The sequence below is a fragment of the Lelliottia wanjuensis genome, from assembly GCF_030238365.1.
Lineage (GTDB): Bacteria > Pseudomonadota > Gammaproteobacteria > Enterobacterales > Enterobacteriaceae > Enterobacter > Enterobacter wanjuensis.
Genome location: NZ_JASSOT010000001.1, coordinates 367601 through 383290, shown reverse-complemented (window position 1 = coordinate 383290; position 15690 = coordinate 367601). Strand labels below are relative to the sequence as shown.

The 15690-nt window shown below is 54.4% G+C and carries 13 protein-coding genes; 12 read left to right on the top strand and 1 reads right to left on the bottom strand.

The window, feature by feature from the left end; all coding sequences use genetic code 11:
* Positions 1-62 precede the first annotated feature (62 nt).
* The 12 genes from tssB to QQF33_RS01735 all read left to right on the top strand — a co-directional run bounded on the left by tssB (position 63) and on the right by QQF33_RS01735 (position 15011).
* Positions 63-596 (top strand): type VI secretion system contractile sheath small subunit, encoded by a 534-nt coding sequence (gene tssB, locus QQF33_RS01790; protein WP_285144537.1) that lies wholly within the window; start codon positions 63-65, stop codon positions 594-596.
* A gap of 29 nt (positions 597-625) precedes the next feature.
* Positions 626-2116, top strand: coding sequence for a type VI secretion system contractile sheath large subunit (gene tssC / locus QQF33_RS01785; protein WP_390888438.1), 1491 nt, complete (start codon positions 626-628; stop codon positions 2114-2116).
* 148 nt (positions 2117-2264) lie between these two features.
* Positions 2265-2750, top strand: a complete 486-nt coding sequence (locus tag QQF33_RS01780) for an Hcp family type VI secretion system effector (RefSeq protein ID WP_285144535.1) — start codon at positions 2265-2267, stop codon at positions 2748-2750.
* A gap of 141 nt (positions 2751-2891) precedes the next feature.
* Positions 2892-3395, top strand: coding sequence for a type VI secretion system lipoprotein TssJ (gene tssJ, locus QQF33_RS01775; RefSeq protein WP_285150447.1), 504 nt, complete (start codon positions 2892-2894; stop codon positions 3393-3395).
* A gap of 3 nt (positions 3396-3398) precedes the next feature.
* Entirely contained in the window at positions 3399-4745 is a 1347-nt protein-coding gene (gene tssK / locus QQF33_RS01770) for a type VI secretion system baseplate subunit TssK (protein WP_285144533.1), read from the top strand.
* The gene (gene tssL, locus QQF33_RS01765; protein WP_285150448.1) at positions 4745-6097 is read left to right on the top strand and encodes a type VI secretion system protein TssL, long form; all 1353 of its coding nucleotides are present in this window, start codon (positions 4745-4747) and stop codon (positions 6095-6097) included. The genes tssK and tssL overlap by 1 nt, the downstream gene beginning before the upstream one ends.
* Positions 6098-6111: 14 nt before the next feature.
* A complete protein-coding gene (gene tssM / locus QQF33_RS01760; protein ID WP_285150449.1) occupies positions 6112-9918 on the top strand; it encodes a type VI secretion system membrane subunit TssM in 3807 nt (1268 codons plus the stop codon).
* A gap of 150 nt (positions 9919-10068) precedes the next feature.
* Positions 10069-12579: a type VI secretion system Vgr family protein gene (locus tag QQF33_RS01755; RefSeq protein WP_285150450.1), complete on the top strand. Its 2511-nt coding sequence runs from the start codon at positions 10069-10071 to the stop codon at positions 12577-12579.
* A gap of 63 nt (positions 12580-12642) precedes the next feature.
* A complete protein-coding gene (locus QQF33_RS01750) occupies positions 12643-12903 on the top strand; it encodes a PAAR domain-containing protein (protein ID WP_285150451.1) in 261 nt (86 codons plus the stop codon).
* A 120-nt stretch (positions 12904-13023) separates the two neighbouring features.
* Positions 13024-13710, top strand: a complete 687-nt coding sequence (locus tag QQF33_RS01745) for a TagK domain-containing protein (protein ID WP_285150452.1) — start codon at positions 13024-13026, stop codon at positions 13708-13710.
* Between the two features lie 117 nt (positions 13711-13827).
* Positions 13828-14322, top strand: a complete 495-nt coding sequence (locus tag QQF33_RS01740; RefSeq protein ID WP_285144527.1) for a type VI secretion system baseplate subunit TssE — start codon at positions 13828-13830, stop codon at positions 14320-14322.
* A 20-nt stretch (positions 14323-14342) separates the two neighbouring features.
* Positions 14343-15011, top strand: coding sequence for a hypothetical protein (locus tag QQF33_RS01735; RefSeq protein ID WP_285144526.1), 669 nt, complete (start codon positions 14343-14345; stop codon positions 15009-15011).
* Positions 15012-15046: 35 nt separating this feature from the next.
* Here QQF33_RS01735 and azoR read toward each other — a convergent pair whose 3' ends face one another.
* Positions 15047-15652 (bottom strand): FMN-dependent NADH-azoreductase, encoded by a 606-nt coding sequence (azoR, locus tag QQF33_RS01730; protein WP_095281956.1) that lies wholly within the window; start codon positions 15650-15652, stop codon positions 15047-15049.
* Between the last annotated feature and the right edge of the window lie 38 nt (positions 15653-15690).

Genomic DNA, 15690 nt, shown 5'->3' with positions numbered 1-15690 from the left:
ACTTGCCGTCAGGAAAATAATATTATTCAGCGCGTCTCTATTTTATTTAAGGGTCGGTCTCCATGGCTGTAAGTAAAAGTAATTCGCAGAAATTTATTGCGAGAAACCGCGCACCACGCGTGCAAATTGAATACGACGTTGAAATTTACGGCAGTGAAAAAAAGGTTGAATTACCTTTTGTCATGGGCGTGCTGGCGGATCTCTCCGGCAAGCCGCTCGATCCATTGCCGCCAGTGGTCGACCGTAAATTCCTCGATATTGATATCGATAATTTTGACGAACGCATGAAGGGCATGAAGCCGCGCGCCGCTTTCGCGGTTCCGAATACGCTGACCGGCGAAGGGCAGCTGATGGTGGATATTACCTTCGAAAGCATGGACGACTTCTCGCCGGATGAGATCGCCCGCAAAGTGGATTCCCTGTCGCAACTGCTGGAAGCGCGTACTCAGTTGGCCAATCTGCAAACCTATATGGACGGCAAAGCCGGTGCGGAAGAGCTGGTGATGAAACTGCTGAAAGACAAAGCGTTGCTGAATACGCTGGCGGCCTCACCCAAAGCCAAAACTGAAATCGCTGAACTTCAGCCCGAAGAGTGATAAGAGACGAAGGAAAGACTATGTCTGTGATGGATGCGCAACGAGAAAAATCATCGAAATCGACCGTCGAGTACAACGATTTCAATGCGCTTTTAGCGAAAGAGTTTAAGCCAAAAACAGAGCAAACCCGGGTGGCCGTCGAAGGGGCGGTCAAAACGCTGGCCGAGCAAGCTCTGCGAAATACCCAAACGATCTCCGATGATGCCTATAAAGCTATCGAATCGATCATTGCTGAAATAGACAGCAAACTCTCCGAACAGATCAACCTGATTCTGCATCATCAGGAGTTTCAGTCGCTGGAAAGCGCCTGGCGCGGTTTGCAATACCTGGTGTTCAACACGGAAACCGACGAAAAGCTGAAGCTGCGCTTTATGGACATGTCCAAGGATGAACTGCGACGCAGTATGAAGCGTTATAAAGGCGTGGCCTGGGATCAAAGCCCGCTGTTCAAAAAAATCTATGAAGAAGAGTACGGTCAACTGGGTGGCGAACCTTACGGCTGTCTGGTGGCGGATTACTTTTTCGATCATACCGCGCCGGACGTCGATCTGCTGGCGTCGATTGGCAAAATTGCCGCCTCGGCGCATGTGCCTTTTATCTCTGGCGCCTCCCCGGCTGTGCTGCAGATGGAGTCCTGGCAGGAGCTGTCCAATCCGCGCGATTTGACCAAAATCTTCACCCAGAATCTGGAATATGCCGCCTGGAACTCCCTGCGTCAGGGGGAAGATTCTCGCTACATTGGCCTGGCGATGCCGCGTTTTCTGGCGCGTCTGCCGTACGGGATACGTACCAATCCGGTGGATGCCTTCCATTTTGAAGAGACCACTGACGGGGCGGATCACAGCAAATACGTCTGGTCTAACGCCGCGTATGCCATGGCAGTCAACATCAATCGCTCTTTCAAAGAGTACGGCTGGTGTACGTTGATTCGCGGTGTCGAGAGCGGCGGCGTGGTGGAGGGGTTACCTAGCCACACGTTCCCGACCGATGACGGCGGCGTGGACATGAAATGCCCGACTGAAATTGCGATTTCGGACCGTCGTGAGGCCGAACTGGCGAAGAATGGTTTTATCCCGCTGGTCCACCGTAAAAATACCGATTACGCGGCCTTTATTGGCGCGCAATCGCTGCAGAAACCGGCAGAGTACTATGACGCCGATGCGACGGCGAACGCCAATCTGTCCGCGCGTCTGCCGTATCTGTTCGCCTGCTCGCGCTTCGCCCACTACCTGAAGTGCATCGTGCGCGACAAAATCGGCACTTTCAAAGAGCGCGAAGAGATGCAGCGCTGGCTGAACGACTGGGTGATGAATTATGTCGACGGTGACCCGGCGAACTCGACTCTGGAAACCAAAGCGCGTCGCCCGCTGGCGGCAGCGGAAGTGGTGGTGGAAGACGTCGAGGGCAATCCAGGTTATTACCAGGCAAAATTCTTCCTGCGACCTCATTTCCAGCTGGAAGGATTAACCGTCTCTTTACGCATGGTCGCGAAATTGCCGTCCGTAAAAGAAGGTGCCTGATATCGAGATTCTTTCCTGAAAAAGCCAGGTAAGGCTGAATTTTCAGGAAGAGTGTGAGTGATGAAAATCATGACAAAAGGGAATGCTTTTTCTTTAACAGAAAGAGCGCGTAGAGCTTTTATTTAAATTGAGTGTTGGAGATTATATTATGGCACAGGATATGTTTATTAAAATTGAAGGCATCGAAGGTGAATCACCGGATGCCGTTCATAAAAATGAAATTCAGGTTCTGTCCTGGAATTGGGATGTTGCGCAGCATTCAAATATGCACAGCGGTTCGGGTGGCGGTTCTGGCCGTGCAACGGTTGATGATTTTATGTTTGTTCATTATACCGATAAAGCCAGCCCGAATTTACTGAGCTACTGTCTGACCGGTAAACATATTAAGAATATCCAGTTCGTCGTGCGTAAAGCCGGCGGCGATCCGCTGGAATATCTGACCATTAAATTTACCGACGCTATTATCACCAAAGTCAAGATGGCGGGCTCGATTGACGATGAAACACGTCCGCGTGAAGTCGTCAGCTTCTCCTTCACCAAAATGACCCAAGACTATGTGATGCAAAATGCGGAAGGTCACAAGTCCGGCGTTATTTCAGCAACCTATGATGTTAAGGCTAACCTGCGCGGTTAATCACTAACATGACGGCCGAAGGCTTACTGTTTCAGTAAGCCTTCATCGACAAAGGTTATCCGCAATATTTGGCAGGTATAAGCTAAATATTACGGATATCTTTTATGTGTACAGGACTGGCTTGTGACGCAACGGAAAATAATGCATTACGCACTGCAGATGATCATGGTTTTATTGTTGGCGGCGTGTTCCACAGATTATAAAGCTACATCTGAGACCAAAAGCGCTGAATTGACAATCAGTGCAGGAAAGAACAGTAATCCTGATATTAACGGGCGAGCTGCGCCTGTCGAGATTTTTATCTACGTCATGACCGGCGAGGATAATTTTAGCAGCAGTGATTATTTTACGATTGCAAAGGGAAATAACCCGGATCTGAAAGCTGATATTACGCAACGCAAGCAAATTATCCTGAAGCCAGGCGCATCAAGGCCCTTGACGCTGTCGATTGAAAAAGAGGCGAAATACCTGGCGGTGGTGGCGGCGTTTCGCAATATCAATGAGGCGCAATGGAGCGCGCTCTATATCTTACCGCAGCCTAAAAAGAGGTCGTGGTATCAAATTATTCTTCCCGCCTCAGATGAGACGCTGAAGCTGGCGGTTTCCGTTGATCAATTAGCTGTTTCCATTAAAGAAGTGAACTGACCCGTGAGAACCAATAAAGTCGTGTGGAGTGAAGGGCTGTTTTTGCGCCCGCAGCTCTTTCAACAGCAGGAACGCTATCTCGAGTACTACGCGCACAAAAGAGCGGCGACCATCACGCCGTTTTTCTGGGGGTTCGCTCAATACGATATTGATAGCGAGGCGCTGGCCTACGGTAAGCTGGTATTGCGCACCTGCAAAGGGGTGCTGCCTGACGGTACGCCGTTTGACATCCCGGGTCACGCGGCGCTCCCGGAACCGCTGACCATTGCCCCGGAACATCTGGGCAAAATTATCTGGCTGGCGGTCCCGCTGCGCCTTGATAACAGCGATGAGACGATTTTTGACACCGACGATCGCGGCTCACTGGCGCGTTTTTGCGCCTATGACGCCGAATTGCACGATACCAACGCCATCCGTCAGGGGGCCAGACAGGTGCAGTTAGGGCGCTTGCGGATGCGGCTCATCGCGGAAACGGAGATGACCGAATCGTGGATTGGGCTGCCCCTGGCGCGGGTGAAGGCCATCCAGCCTGATGGCAGCGTGCTTCTCCATGCCCAGGATTATATTCCCCCGGTGACGGGCTATGGTGCCAGCCCACTGCTGACAGAGTGGCTCACGCACCTTAACGGCCTGGTCAAAATCCGCGCCGATATGCTGGCGAGTCGGCTGGCTAACAGCGATGGCAAAGCCAGCGCCAGCGCGGAAATTGTCGACTATCTGCTGCTGCAAATCTTCAATAAATACGAACCGGTTCTCGATCACCTGCGCCATATTCCTGAATTGCCGCCTATTGCGCTGTTTCAGGAACTGGCGAAATTTGCCGGGGAGCTGGCGACCTTTATCCGGGTGAGCACTCGCCGCCCGAAACCTGCGCCGGGGTATCACCACGCCGGACTTTACGGCTCTATCCGTCCGCTGGTGGAAGAGATTAACGATCTGCTCAACCAGATCCTCGTGCGGGCCGGTCAGATGATTGTGTTGGAAAACAAAGGGCAGGGGATCTGGGCGGCGTCGGTGATGCCGGAAGAGTTGCGATCGTTTTCAAGCCTGGTGTTGGCCGTCAATGCACGCATGGCGGCGGATATTCTGGCTCAGCAGTTCTCCGCGCAGGCCAAAATTAGCGCGCCGCAACAGCTGCACGAGCTGGTGCGTTCCCATCTGCCGGGGCTGGTATTGCAAAATCTGCCCGTTCCGCCGCGTCAAATTCCTTACCACGCAGGCAGCGTCTATTTTGAGCTCTCCCGCAGCGGTCCTTTCTGGGAACGTATCTTACACACAGGGGCGCTGGCGCTTCACGTTGCCGGGGAAATGCCTGAACTCAGGCTGGAGCTGTGGGGGATCCGTCACTGATGAGCGATAACTTCGCGACCCTGGGGCAGGACAATGAACAGAGCTTACAGGCGCTGGGAATGTTTTTGTTGGATGAGCATAGCGACCCTGAACCGGAACGCAGCACCCGCGCGCCTTTGCCGGAAGGTGAACCCGCGCAGCTGAAGGCCCTGACCGCATTTAATGAGGCTGACCTGAAGGGCGAGAGCATCCAGCAGCGCGTGATGCGGGTGAATGCCTCCGGAAAACCTTTGCTGGAAGCGTGTCAGCCGCTGCTGCGGGCATTGAGTGAAATGCCAACGTTCGTTGCTGACGTCGCGCAGGTGGAAGTGCTCAAACGCACCCTGAGCAGTGAAATCAATGTCTTCACGGTGATCTGCGAAGAGGTCAACATTCCGTGGAAGAAGATGACTATCGCGCGCTACTGCCTCTGCACCGCACTGGACGAATCCGCGCATGCGTCGCCGTGGGGGATCAGCGCCGGGTGGGCGCGCAGCAATCTGCTCAACCATTTCGAAGGCGATAACGACGGCGGAAATAAATTCTTTCTCCTCGCCGGGCGTCTGTCGATGCATCCGCACGAATATGACGATGTGCTGGATATCATGCTGCGGATCCTGGCCCTGGGTTTTGAAGGTCGCTACAGCATTATTGAAGACGGCGACCGCCAGCTGATGAAGATCCGCCAGCGTTTGCAGGCGCTTCTTCAGAATACGCAGGACAAGATCGCCCCGGAGCTCTCCCCGAACGGCCTGCCGAAGCGCGAGGCTGTGCGCCAGAAATGGCGTATTCATGTCCCGATTCGGGCCACCTTGCTGCTGGCAGGCCTGCTGACGACCAGTACTTTTTTCTGGTGCAAATATCATCTGCTGGTTCAGCAACACGCTCTGACCAGCCGGATGGCGGCCATTACGCGCCTTGAACTGACGCATCCGGTCGTGAAAGGACGACTCCGACTCGCGGTCCTGCTTAAAGATGAAATTGATAAAAAGCTGCTGTCGGTGGATGAGAACGACAAACAGAGCAAGGTGATCTTCAACGGCGACTCGATGTTCACTTCAGGTTCGATTGATATCCGGCCAGACCGGGTGGCGACGCTGAACCGCGTGGCCACCGAGATCCGCCGCGTCAATGGCGAAGTCCTGATTGTCGGCCATACCGACGCCACGCCAATCCATAAGCCCGGGATAGAAGATAACCACGTCCTGTCGGAAAAACGTGCGGCGAGCGTCGCAGAATTGCTGATTAAGGCGGGTGTGCCGAGGAGCAATATTCGTATTCAAGGTGCGGGTGAAACTCAGCCGCTGCAAAGCAACCAGGATCCAACCGGTCGAGCCAGAAATCGACGTGTTGAAATGTTTGTCACCTATTAGTGGGCCACAACGGAATGTTTTACTTAAGTCGATTACTCTCAAGGCAAAGCCTGAAATTCGTGTTGCTGATGGCCTGTATGCTGGTGATGGCGGCAGGGATCTGGTATCTCGGCCCGTTTTCGGGGTTTGGCACGACGCGTCCGCTGGCCTCCGTTAGCGCGAGGATCTTGTGCATAGCCGCGCTGTGGCTATGGATGGCGCGGCTTTTCTGGCGGATCCCTCTCTTTATTCCCCTTGCGCTGACGGCGAGCGTGATCGTCTGGATTATGGGGCCGTGGCTGCTGGCAGGAAAAAGCTATCCGCTGGCGCGGTCTTCCGTGCGTCTGGCCATAGTAGTGATCATCTGGCTGGTGGCCTTACTTTACGCATGCTGGCTGTTTGTGCTGGCGGTGGTGGCAAACCCGGCGCTGCTGAACCGTTTTCTCCTGCGTACCCGGCGGGATGAGACGAGACAGGAGCATCAAGCCATCGCCCGGAAAATCCGTCATGCGGTGGGGATGACCAACAAAGTGCGCACGAAATGGCGACGCTGGTGGGCGACGCTTTTGCCGGGGGTGTTGCCCGAAACCGTGCCCTGGTACGTCTTACTGGGTAGCGAAGGCGCGGGAAAAACATCGCTGATCGTCACCTCCGGGCAGGACTTTCCGCTGCCGGAACAGCTGAGCCGTGTCGGGCGTGAAAACGCGCCAACGCAGGACTGCGAATGTTGGTTTGGCAACGACGCGCTGTTTGTGGATACGGCAGGCAAATACCTCTGCGAGGATGAGACCGCCAGACCAGAGTGGTTATCCCTGCTGAACGCGCTGCGCAAATACCGCCTTCGCGACGGGATCAATGGCGCCATTGTGGCGATTTCCGCCGAGGAGATTATGCAGGGCGACGGGAAGGGGATGTTGTCGCTTGCCACCCGTATCCGGGCACGTCTGGACGAGCTTCGCCAGACGCTGGGCATCCACTTTCCGGTGTATGTGGTCATTACCCGACTGGACTGGCTGCGGGGATTCGAACCCTGGTTTCGCAGCATGACGAACGAGGCGCGGGAGCAGGTGTGGGGCGTGACATTTCCGTGGGGCGAAATGGTCCATACGGGCACGTCCGCGCTGCACGAGCGGATCGAGGCGGAACTGGATGCGCTTCAGCAGCGCCTGGCCAGCGCGATCCACTCGCGTCAGCAGGAAGAGTACGCCCTGGCGGATCGTAAGCTGATGTACGCCTTTCCCCTCGATTTTCAGCTGTTGTGTGCGGGGATCGGCGAGTTTTTACAGCAAGCATTTTTCAGCTCCCGCTACGATGAAACCCAGTTTTGCGCCAGCTTCCGCGGCGTCTATTTTAGCAGCGCTTGTCAGACCGCCGACGCTCAGCTGGTGAATCACAGCAGCGTGGTGTCGCGCTGGCGAAATTACTTCTCGCCGCGCGCGGCGGGCGCACCCTCCTGCAGCACGGAGCGTATTGAACTGGCGGAAGTACCTCATCCCCGCCTGGTCTGGGGTAAACACTTCTTCCTGCGCCAGCTTTTTGCCGATGTGATTGTCAAAGATGCGGGGCTGGTATCGCGCAATTTCCGCGAGGAGGCGCGTTTTCGCCTGCGCCGTTTGCTGGGACATTGCGCGCTGATCGTGCTGGCCGTGGTGCTGATAAACGGCTTTGTGGCGAGCTATACCAACAACTCACGTTATCTGGACGTGGTCAGCGGCAGTACCCGTTTTCTGGAGGCGCAGGTGGCGACGCTAAAAACCTTACCGTCGGATACATTGCTGCCGAAACTGCTGACGATGGCCCGGGAGTTAGCGGATTTTGGCGATCTGGATCGGCAAAATCCTCCGCTGGACTACCGTTACGGGCTGTATACCGGACGCGCGGTGAATGCCCATGCCGGGCGGGTGTACCGGTTTACGCTGCGCACCTTTTTACTGCCTGCGGTACAGAGTCAGGCGACGAGCGCGTTAAATTCAGCCCTGCAATCTCAGGATCCTGACCGAATCTATGAGGCGCTGAAAGTGTATCTCGGCGTGTATGGTCAAGGGCGCGCCAGCACGGAGTGGCTGATTCAGGCTATCACTCAGCAGTGGGACGATGCCGATAAATTAACAGCCTGGGGCGACAGCGCGGTGTTTGTCAGCCATTTGCAAAGCCTGTTTGCGCATCCGGACTGGCTGTCCCAGGGGATGAAATTCGATGAGGCACGGGTTCGCGAGGCCCGCGCGTTGCTCGGACAGCATTCGCTCAACGCTCGTTTGTACCAGCGGATTAAAGCCGACCCGCTCTCCCAGTCTCTGGAGGCCATGACGCTGAACCGACTCACGGGGGATGCCAGCGAGCAGATCCTGACCGTCGCTGACGAGACCCTTGCCCGCGACGGCATTCCCGGTTTTTTTACGAAAGCAGGCTATCAGACGCTGGTAAAAAAAAAGTTCCTCTATCGCATCACTCAGCTACAGCGTGAGGATGAGTGGGTGATGGGAACGAACGCTGGCGCAGCGGCGAATATACTGGCCACGCGAGACGGTGTGCTCACGCTCTATCTTCGTGAATATGCGGCGTACTGGAGCCGTTTTCTCGACAGCATCCAGCTGATGGGGCTGGCGAGTGATTCGGTGAACAGCGTGTCGCCCCTGGCATCGGAAATCTACATGCTGCGGATTTTGGCCTCCTCGGGCTCGCCGCTGGAGCCGCTGGCCCAGGAGGTGGTGGAGCAAACGACGCTGGCGGCTGAGGACAAGAGTCTGCCTGAGATCCTTCAGCCTGCCATGGTCAGCAATAACCGTCTCATGAATCAGGCAACAAAATGGAATGATGCCGCGGATTATTCGGTTGTGAAGCTGACCCGGCGAGAGGTGGACGACCATTTCCGCCCCCTGAGAGAGTTTGTCAATGGGCAGGCCAGTCGTCCGATGGCCGCTGGCGCGTCAGGTGCAGCGGCAGGTTCTCAGCTTAACCAAATGACCTCCATGCTCAGCGAACTCTATACCCTGTTCGTGGTGACCAATAACAGCATCAGCAATGGTGATGCGCCGATGATGCCCGATACCGAAATGCGTATGAGCATACTGGCGCAGACGTGGCCGAACCCTTTTCAGTCGATCATCAGACCCTTTTTGACCTCAGCGTCAGAAAAAGTGCGAAACCAGGCGCTGGTCAGCAACAGCAAAAATATTGATGACAATCTGGGGCAGGTCTGTCGGGACACGCTGGAAAATCGCTATCCGTTTGTCCAGGTGACAACCGAAGTTAACCTGGACGATTTTGAACGCTTCTTTGCCCGCGATGGCCTGGTGGACAGTTGGTTTAAACAGAATCTGGCCAGCAAGGTCGATATGTCGCAGGCCGTCTGGCGTTACAAAGGGACGTCTGAAGCGGGCAATCTGGATTTCTTCCGCCAGGTGGCGCAGATCCGCAGTGCCTTTTTCCGCCAGGAGTCAGGCAATAAGCTCGCCATTACGCCGGGGCTGTCTGTCACGAATATGGACCCGGCAATCGTGCAGTTAAATATGGCGATGGGAGGGAGTCCGTTCCGCTATCTGCATGGCCCGGTGATCCCGTGGATATTCCATTGGCCAGCCAGCGAAGGGGTGTCGACAGTGAATATCGATGTGAAGCCAGCCGCGAAGCAAGGTCAATCGTCTTTATCGTTCAGTGGCCCCTGGGCATTTTTCCACTGGATGGACACCGCCGCGCAGCAAACTATTTCCGACGATGGCAATTTGCTGCTGACGTTCGATATCGATAAACGCCGCGTCGATATTTCTCTATCTGGAATGGTCATTGAGAATCAGTCGTTATCGGGTCTCTTACATCAATTCCGTTGTCCACAAATGCAGTAATGCAGGACGAGATGATTTTATTTGCGCAGGATGCAGGAGGCGATTGCAAAATGAAAAAATAGAACAGTTGCCTGTCGTGGTCTTTATTAATCCACCTGCACGGGATGTGCGTGGTGGTATCAAAATATCAATAACGAATCAGGTATCAACATGTCGCGAACAAGTAGCCTGAGTAGCCCCGCTATGCCATTTTTGCTCGGGGAACCTGCTTTAGTGCTGTCAAAGCTGGAGGGGGAAGAAGCCTTCTCCACGCTTTACACATGGACGATAACGGCCAGAACGCCCGCAAACCCGGCGATCCCCTGGCAGTCGGCGTCGAACATCGATATCAAAGCGCTACTCGGCAAAGAGATGACCGTCGAGATTGAACTGGATGGCAATGGTCTGGATGACACGCGCTATACCGGGAAAGGTATCAGGGAAATTTCCGGTCTGGTTCAGAAAGCGCGCTATATCGGGCGGGACAGCAACCAGGCCATGTATGAAATTATCCTGCGTCCCTGGCTGCACATCGCGGAGTTAACGTCAGACTTTAAAATATTCCAGCAAAAAACAGTGGTGGATATTATTGATGAGGTGCTTGCAGACTATCCTTATCCCGTCGAAAAAAGGTTGTCAGCCAGTTACCCGATTCTTGATTTCCAGGTGCAGTACGGTGAAGTCGATTTCAATTTCATTGAGCGTTTAATGGAAGAGTGGGGAATCTACTGGTTCTTCGAACACTCCGACCATAAACACCGTCTTATTCTGGTGGATCACGTTGGCGCGCACCGCCGCTATTTCAGCGAGGCTTACCATACGCTGCAGTATGTTCCGCAGGATCCGAAAGCAGATGAAGAATATATCAGCCAGTTTCATCATCAGGAAACCATTGTGAGTGGCCGCTGGCTGACAAACGATTATGACTTTACTCGCTCGAGGGCGGATATTTCGGCGGTGGACAGCAAACCGCGTAATACGGTCTTCAACCAGATGGAGATGTTCCACTGGCCTGGCGATTACGAGAAACCCGCCATCGGAGAGATGTTGGCCCGCGTGCGCATGGAAGAGCGCGGTGCGGAAGGATCGCGCGCGACCGGTGACGGCGAGATTCGTGGCATTGTTTGCGGATGTAATTTCGTTCTGGCGGGCTACCCGGTCGACAAGGCAAACCGTGAATATATGGTGCTGAGAAGCGGGCTGCGCATCAGCGAGATCTCGCAGAGCAGCGATGCGCCTCGCTTTAGCTACCACTGCGATTTTACCGTCCAGCCGACCAGTAAAATTTACCGTCATCCGCTAACGATTTCCCGTCCCCGGACTCGTGGCCCGCAAACGGCGATCGTAGTGGGACCGCCGGGTGAAGATATCTGGACCGATGAATATGGTCGCGTGAAGGTGCGTTTTGTCTGGGATCGCTACGGTCAAAACCGCGAGTCAGACTCCTGCTGGCTACGCGTCAGCCAGTCATGGGCGGGGAATAACTTCGGTGGGATCTACATCCCGCGCGTCGGTCATGAGGTGATTGTTGATTTTATCAATGGCGATCCTGACCGTCCGTTGATCATTGGCAGTTTGTACAACAACGTGACCATGCCTCCCTGGGATCTGCCCGCCAACAGTACGCAGAGTGGGATGATCAGCCGGACAGTCGGCGGCGGACGTACCAACTACAACGGTATTCGCTTTGAAGATAAGCCAGGCCAGGAGCTGTACTGGGAACAGGCCGAACGCAATATGGATCGCGTCACTAAAAATGATGAGGCCCAGACCATTGGGGCGCATTCGAAAGTGACCATCGGGGCCAGTCGCACGATGAACGTCGGGGCGGATTACAGCAAAGTCGTCATGGGCGGCTACAGCAAAATGGTGGGGTTAACCTATGGCCTGCAGGTAGCCTTGACGCGCGGCGTAGTGGTTGGACTGGCTAATTCGCTGGATGTGGGAGGCATGAATGCGACCAATGTCGGCGGGGCCAATCTGATTAACGTAGGCGGATACCATGCGGAATCGGTTGGCGGTGCCTGGCAGCTGGCTGCGGGTGGGGCGGCGACAATGGTTGCGGGTGGCGCGATCTCACTCAGTGCGGGGGGCGAACTGACCCTTAGCGCTTCGACCATCAAAATTATCGGCTCAAGTAAGGTGGTGATTCAGGGCGGGCAGGTGCAGATCAATCCAGGCGACGGCTGCGGATGCGGTGGTGGCGGTGGCGGTGGTCTGGAAGCACTCACCAGTCTGATTGGGTTGATACCGGTCTTTGGGTTAATCAAATTACCTATTCCGCTTCCGCCATTACCACCAGGCCCACCACCGCCACCTCCGACCCATACTCCGACGGATAAACCAACGGTGACACCGACGGAGACCCCGACGGAAACGCCAACGGAGACCCCGACGGAAACGCCAACGGAGACCCCGACGGTAACGCCAACGGCGACCCCGACAGTAACGCCGACGGAGACTCCGACGGTAACGCCAACGGAAACTCCGACGGTAACGCCAACGGAGACCCCGACGGTAACGCCAACGGAGACCCCAACGGTAACGCCAACGGAGACGCCGACGGTAACGCCAACGGAAACTCCGACGGTAACGCCAACGGAGACCCCGACGGTAACGCCAACGGAGACTCCAACGGTCGAACCAACGGTAGAACCGACGAAGGGACCGCCTCCTAAATAGAACTCAACCTCTCTCGCCAGGTAGCCTGGCGAGTGTTCATCTGATTTTAAGCAGGAGATAAAAATGCAAAATGCAGCACGCGTTGGAGATGCCATCAGTCACGGGGGATCCGTCACCAGTGGTTCTGGCAATGTCACTATTAATAACCAGCCAGCCGCTATGCAGGGGGCGAGTTCAGCCAGTTGCTCCATCCACGGTGGCAGCTCGGTCGCCTCTGGGTCCGGCACGGTATTTATCAACAACAATCCGGCGGCAAGACTGGGCGACACGACGGGCTGTGGTGCCACCATCAGCAGTGGTTCTGGTGATGTATTAATAGGTTAAATGAAGATGATCTATCTCACGCTGCACTGGCCTGAACGTCAGCCCCGCTGGAGGCTGGAATCGGGTACCCGCGGTCTATTTTCGAGTCAAACAGGCGCGTTTCTGAGCGGGAAAAACGCCGTGGCTGACAGTCATTCGGTGATGTTTCACGCCAAGGACAGTACTGTGGAAATCGAGAGTGGTTTGCTGACGATGCCGTGCTATGTCAATGGAAAAGCACTGCATTATGGAGAACGCTGCGCCGCCGATGTGGGCAGTCTGATTCAGGTGGCGCGCTATACCCTCGTCGTCGAAAACGAAACCAGCGACGAGGATCTGGTTCAGACGCTGGGCTTTTCTGCCGATATCGGCAAAGGCGCACCCTTGCCGGAGCTTGAAGAGATCCTCCATAACAGCCTGCTGCACGTGCCATCACAGCAAGAGGGGGAGCAGAACGATGTGTTAAAAGCGCTTGAGAAAGAGTTTCGCCAGGCGTTGATTTGGGGATTACAAACGCCGCAAAGCAGCCAGCCTGTGTCCGTGCGAGAGAGGCGATTTGCTGAACGGATGTTTGATTTTGAGAAGATCCAGGCGCAGGTGAAATCCGCAACGGTGACCCAGTGCATTTTCGAATCGCCATCACTTATTCAAAAGGTGTTTGAGGAACATAACATTCGTGACGATGACACCTGGTTTCAGGACGAAACGGTGCGATGCGACGTGCTGCGGATCCTGGCCCCGGAAGAGGTTCAGTACGACATTAAAAAACGGATCCCGGATCTTCTGGTACAGGAAATTTACCAGGCCGATCTGGATTCACTGTTCTAAATATTCAGGCAGAAAACATGCTCATCTCACACCTATCACCAGAATTTCTAAATGCGTATTCCTGGCATGAACGCCTCACGCAGGAAGGAGAAATCTTCATATCGGCGAGGGCGAATCATGGCGGATAAACGTCAGTTTTTGCCCACACTGCTCGACCGCTTATTAGACGATGAGCCAAAAAAGCAGCACGAAGCTGCAGATAAATCGTTTCACGATGGTCGAACCCTGCGCCGTCTGGTGCAGCGGGATCTCACGTCAGTGTTGAACTGCGTCAATATCGAACGCGAACTGTGTCCGGTCAGACATCAGGATATTGCGCAAACGGTGCTGAATTATGGCATTTCACCCCTGGCGGGGTCGCCGGAAAACCGGAATAACGGCCGGGAACTGGAGCAAATTTTACGTGAGGCAATCCTGCGATTTGAACCGCGAATTATCCCGCAATCACTAATCGTCAAGGGACTCAACAGCGAAAAAGATCGGCCATTCAAACATGGAAAAATGCTGTTTGAAATTCGCGGTCTGATCTACTGGGAGCCTTATCCTCTGGATCTTTGCCTGTCCGGTGAATATGACAATGAGCGGGAAGGAATTGAATTTACCGCGGTATGAGAAACGAGTAAGGAGTCAGGATGAATGTTTTATATATCGGCAGTGGATTGTCGGCCTTACAAGCCAGAGAGGAGCAGTACCATGATCATATTAAAGTGTGTCTGAATAATGCCTGGCGAATTTATGAGGGCGGCGAATTTGATTTTTGGATCCGACCGGGAGATTTCCCGATAGAAAATTATCCCACTCACGTGCATTTTCGCCATGAAATCACCCATGCGAACTACTCGCACGCTCTTCACCAGGCCGCAGAGCAACTGGGCTTTGGCGATCTGCAAGGGTTTGCGCTGGAGAAGGAAATTGGCTACACCTCCTTTTTTCAGGGCTTGTACTGGATAATGCTGGTACTGGCTCCGCAGCGCGTGGGACTACTGGGATTCGACCATGACTACAATCCGGAAAAAATTAAAAAATGGAAGGCAGATGGAATGCCGCAACCAGGCAATAACTTTCTGAATAAACGAGAAGGCGGTGTTAACGAGTGGGTGAGCGATTATTTCAGGGAGTATGAACAGGATGCTTTTTATGGGCAGAGTACACCTGACCCAATGAGATTTAATGCAGACTATATCGAAAAAAAAATGCAGTTAGCACTCCATTCCGCCCAGTTGCTGGGGGTCGATATTATCAATTATTCGAAGCGATCTTCCCCGTATAACGTTTTTCCTCGTCGGGAGAGGGGGGAGTAAAATCCCTCCCACCGGGCGGTGAGAGGGGGAAATTCTTATGCAGCGACCAGACTGTCGATAGCAGATTTCGCATCGGTCTGTGCTTTAGTTGCCACTTCCGGACCGTAGGCAATGCCTTCAGCGAAGACAAAGTTCACGTCGGTAATACCGATGAAGCCCAGGAACAGGGTCAGGTACGGTGCAACCAGGTCAGTTGGGGTATCTTTGTGGATACCGCCACGGCTGGACAGTACGATAGCGCGTTTGCCTTTCACCAGACCTTCCGGACCGTTTTCGGTGTAGCGGAAAGTGACGCCAGCGCGAGCCACCAGGTCAAAGTAGTTTTTCAGCTGCGTTGGGATGTTGAAGTTGTACATCGGGGCGTTGATCACGATCACGTCGTGCGCCTGCAGCTCGGCAATCAGCTCATCAGACAGCGCCAGCGCTTCCTGCTGACGTGGGGTCAGTGGGGCATCACTTGGACGCAGCGCGCCAACCAGCTCACCGTCCAGTACCGGAATCGGGTTTGCAGCCAGATCGCGAACGGTGATTTCGTCAGCGCTGTGCTGTTCACGCCACTGTTCAACGAAGTAATCAGACAGCTGACCGGACTGAGAGTACCCTGCCAGAATACTGGATTTGAGAACTAATACTTTGCTCATGGGTGATTCCTTTAATTGGTTTGGATAGGGGTATTCCC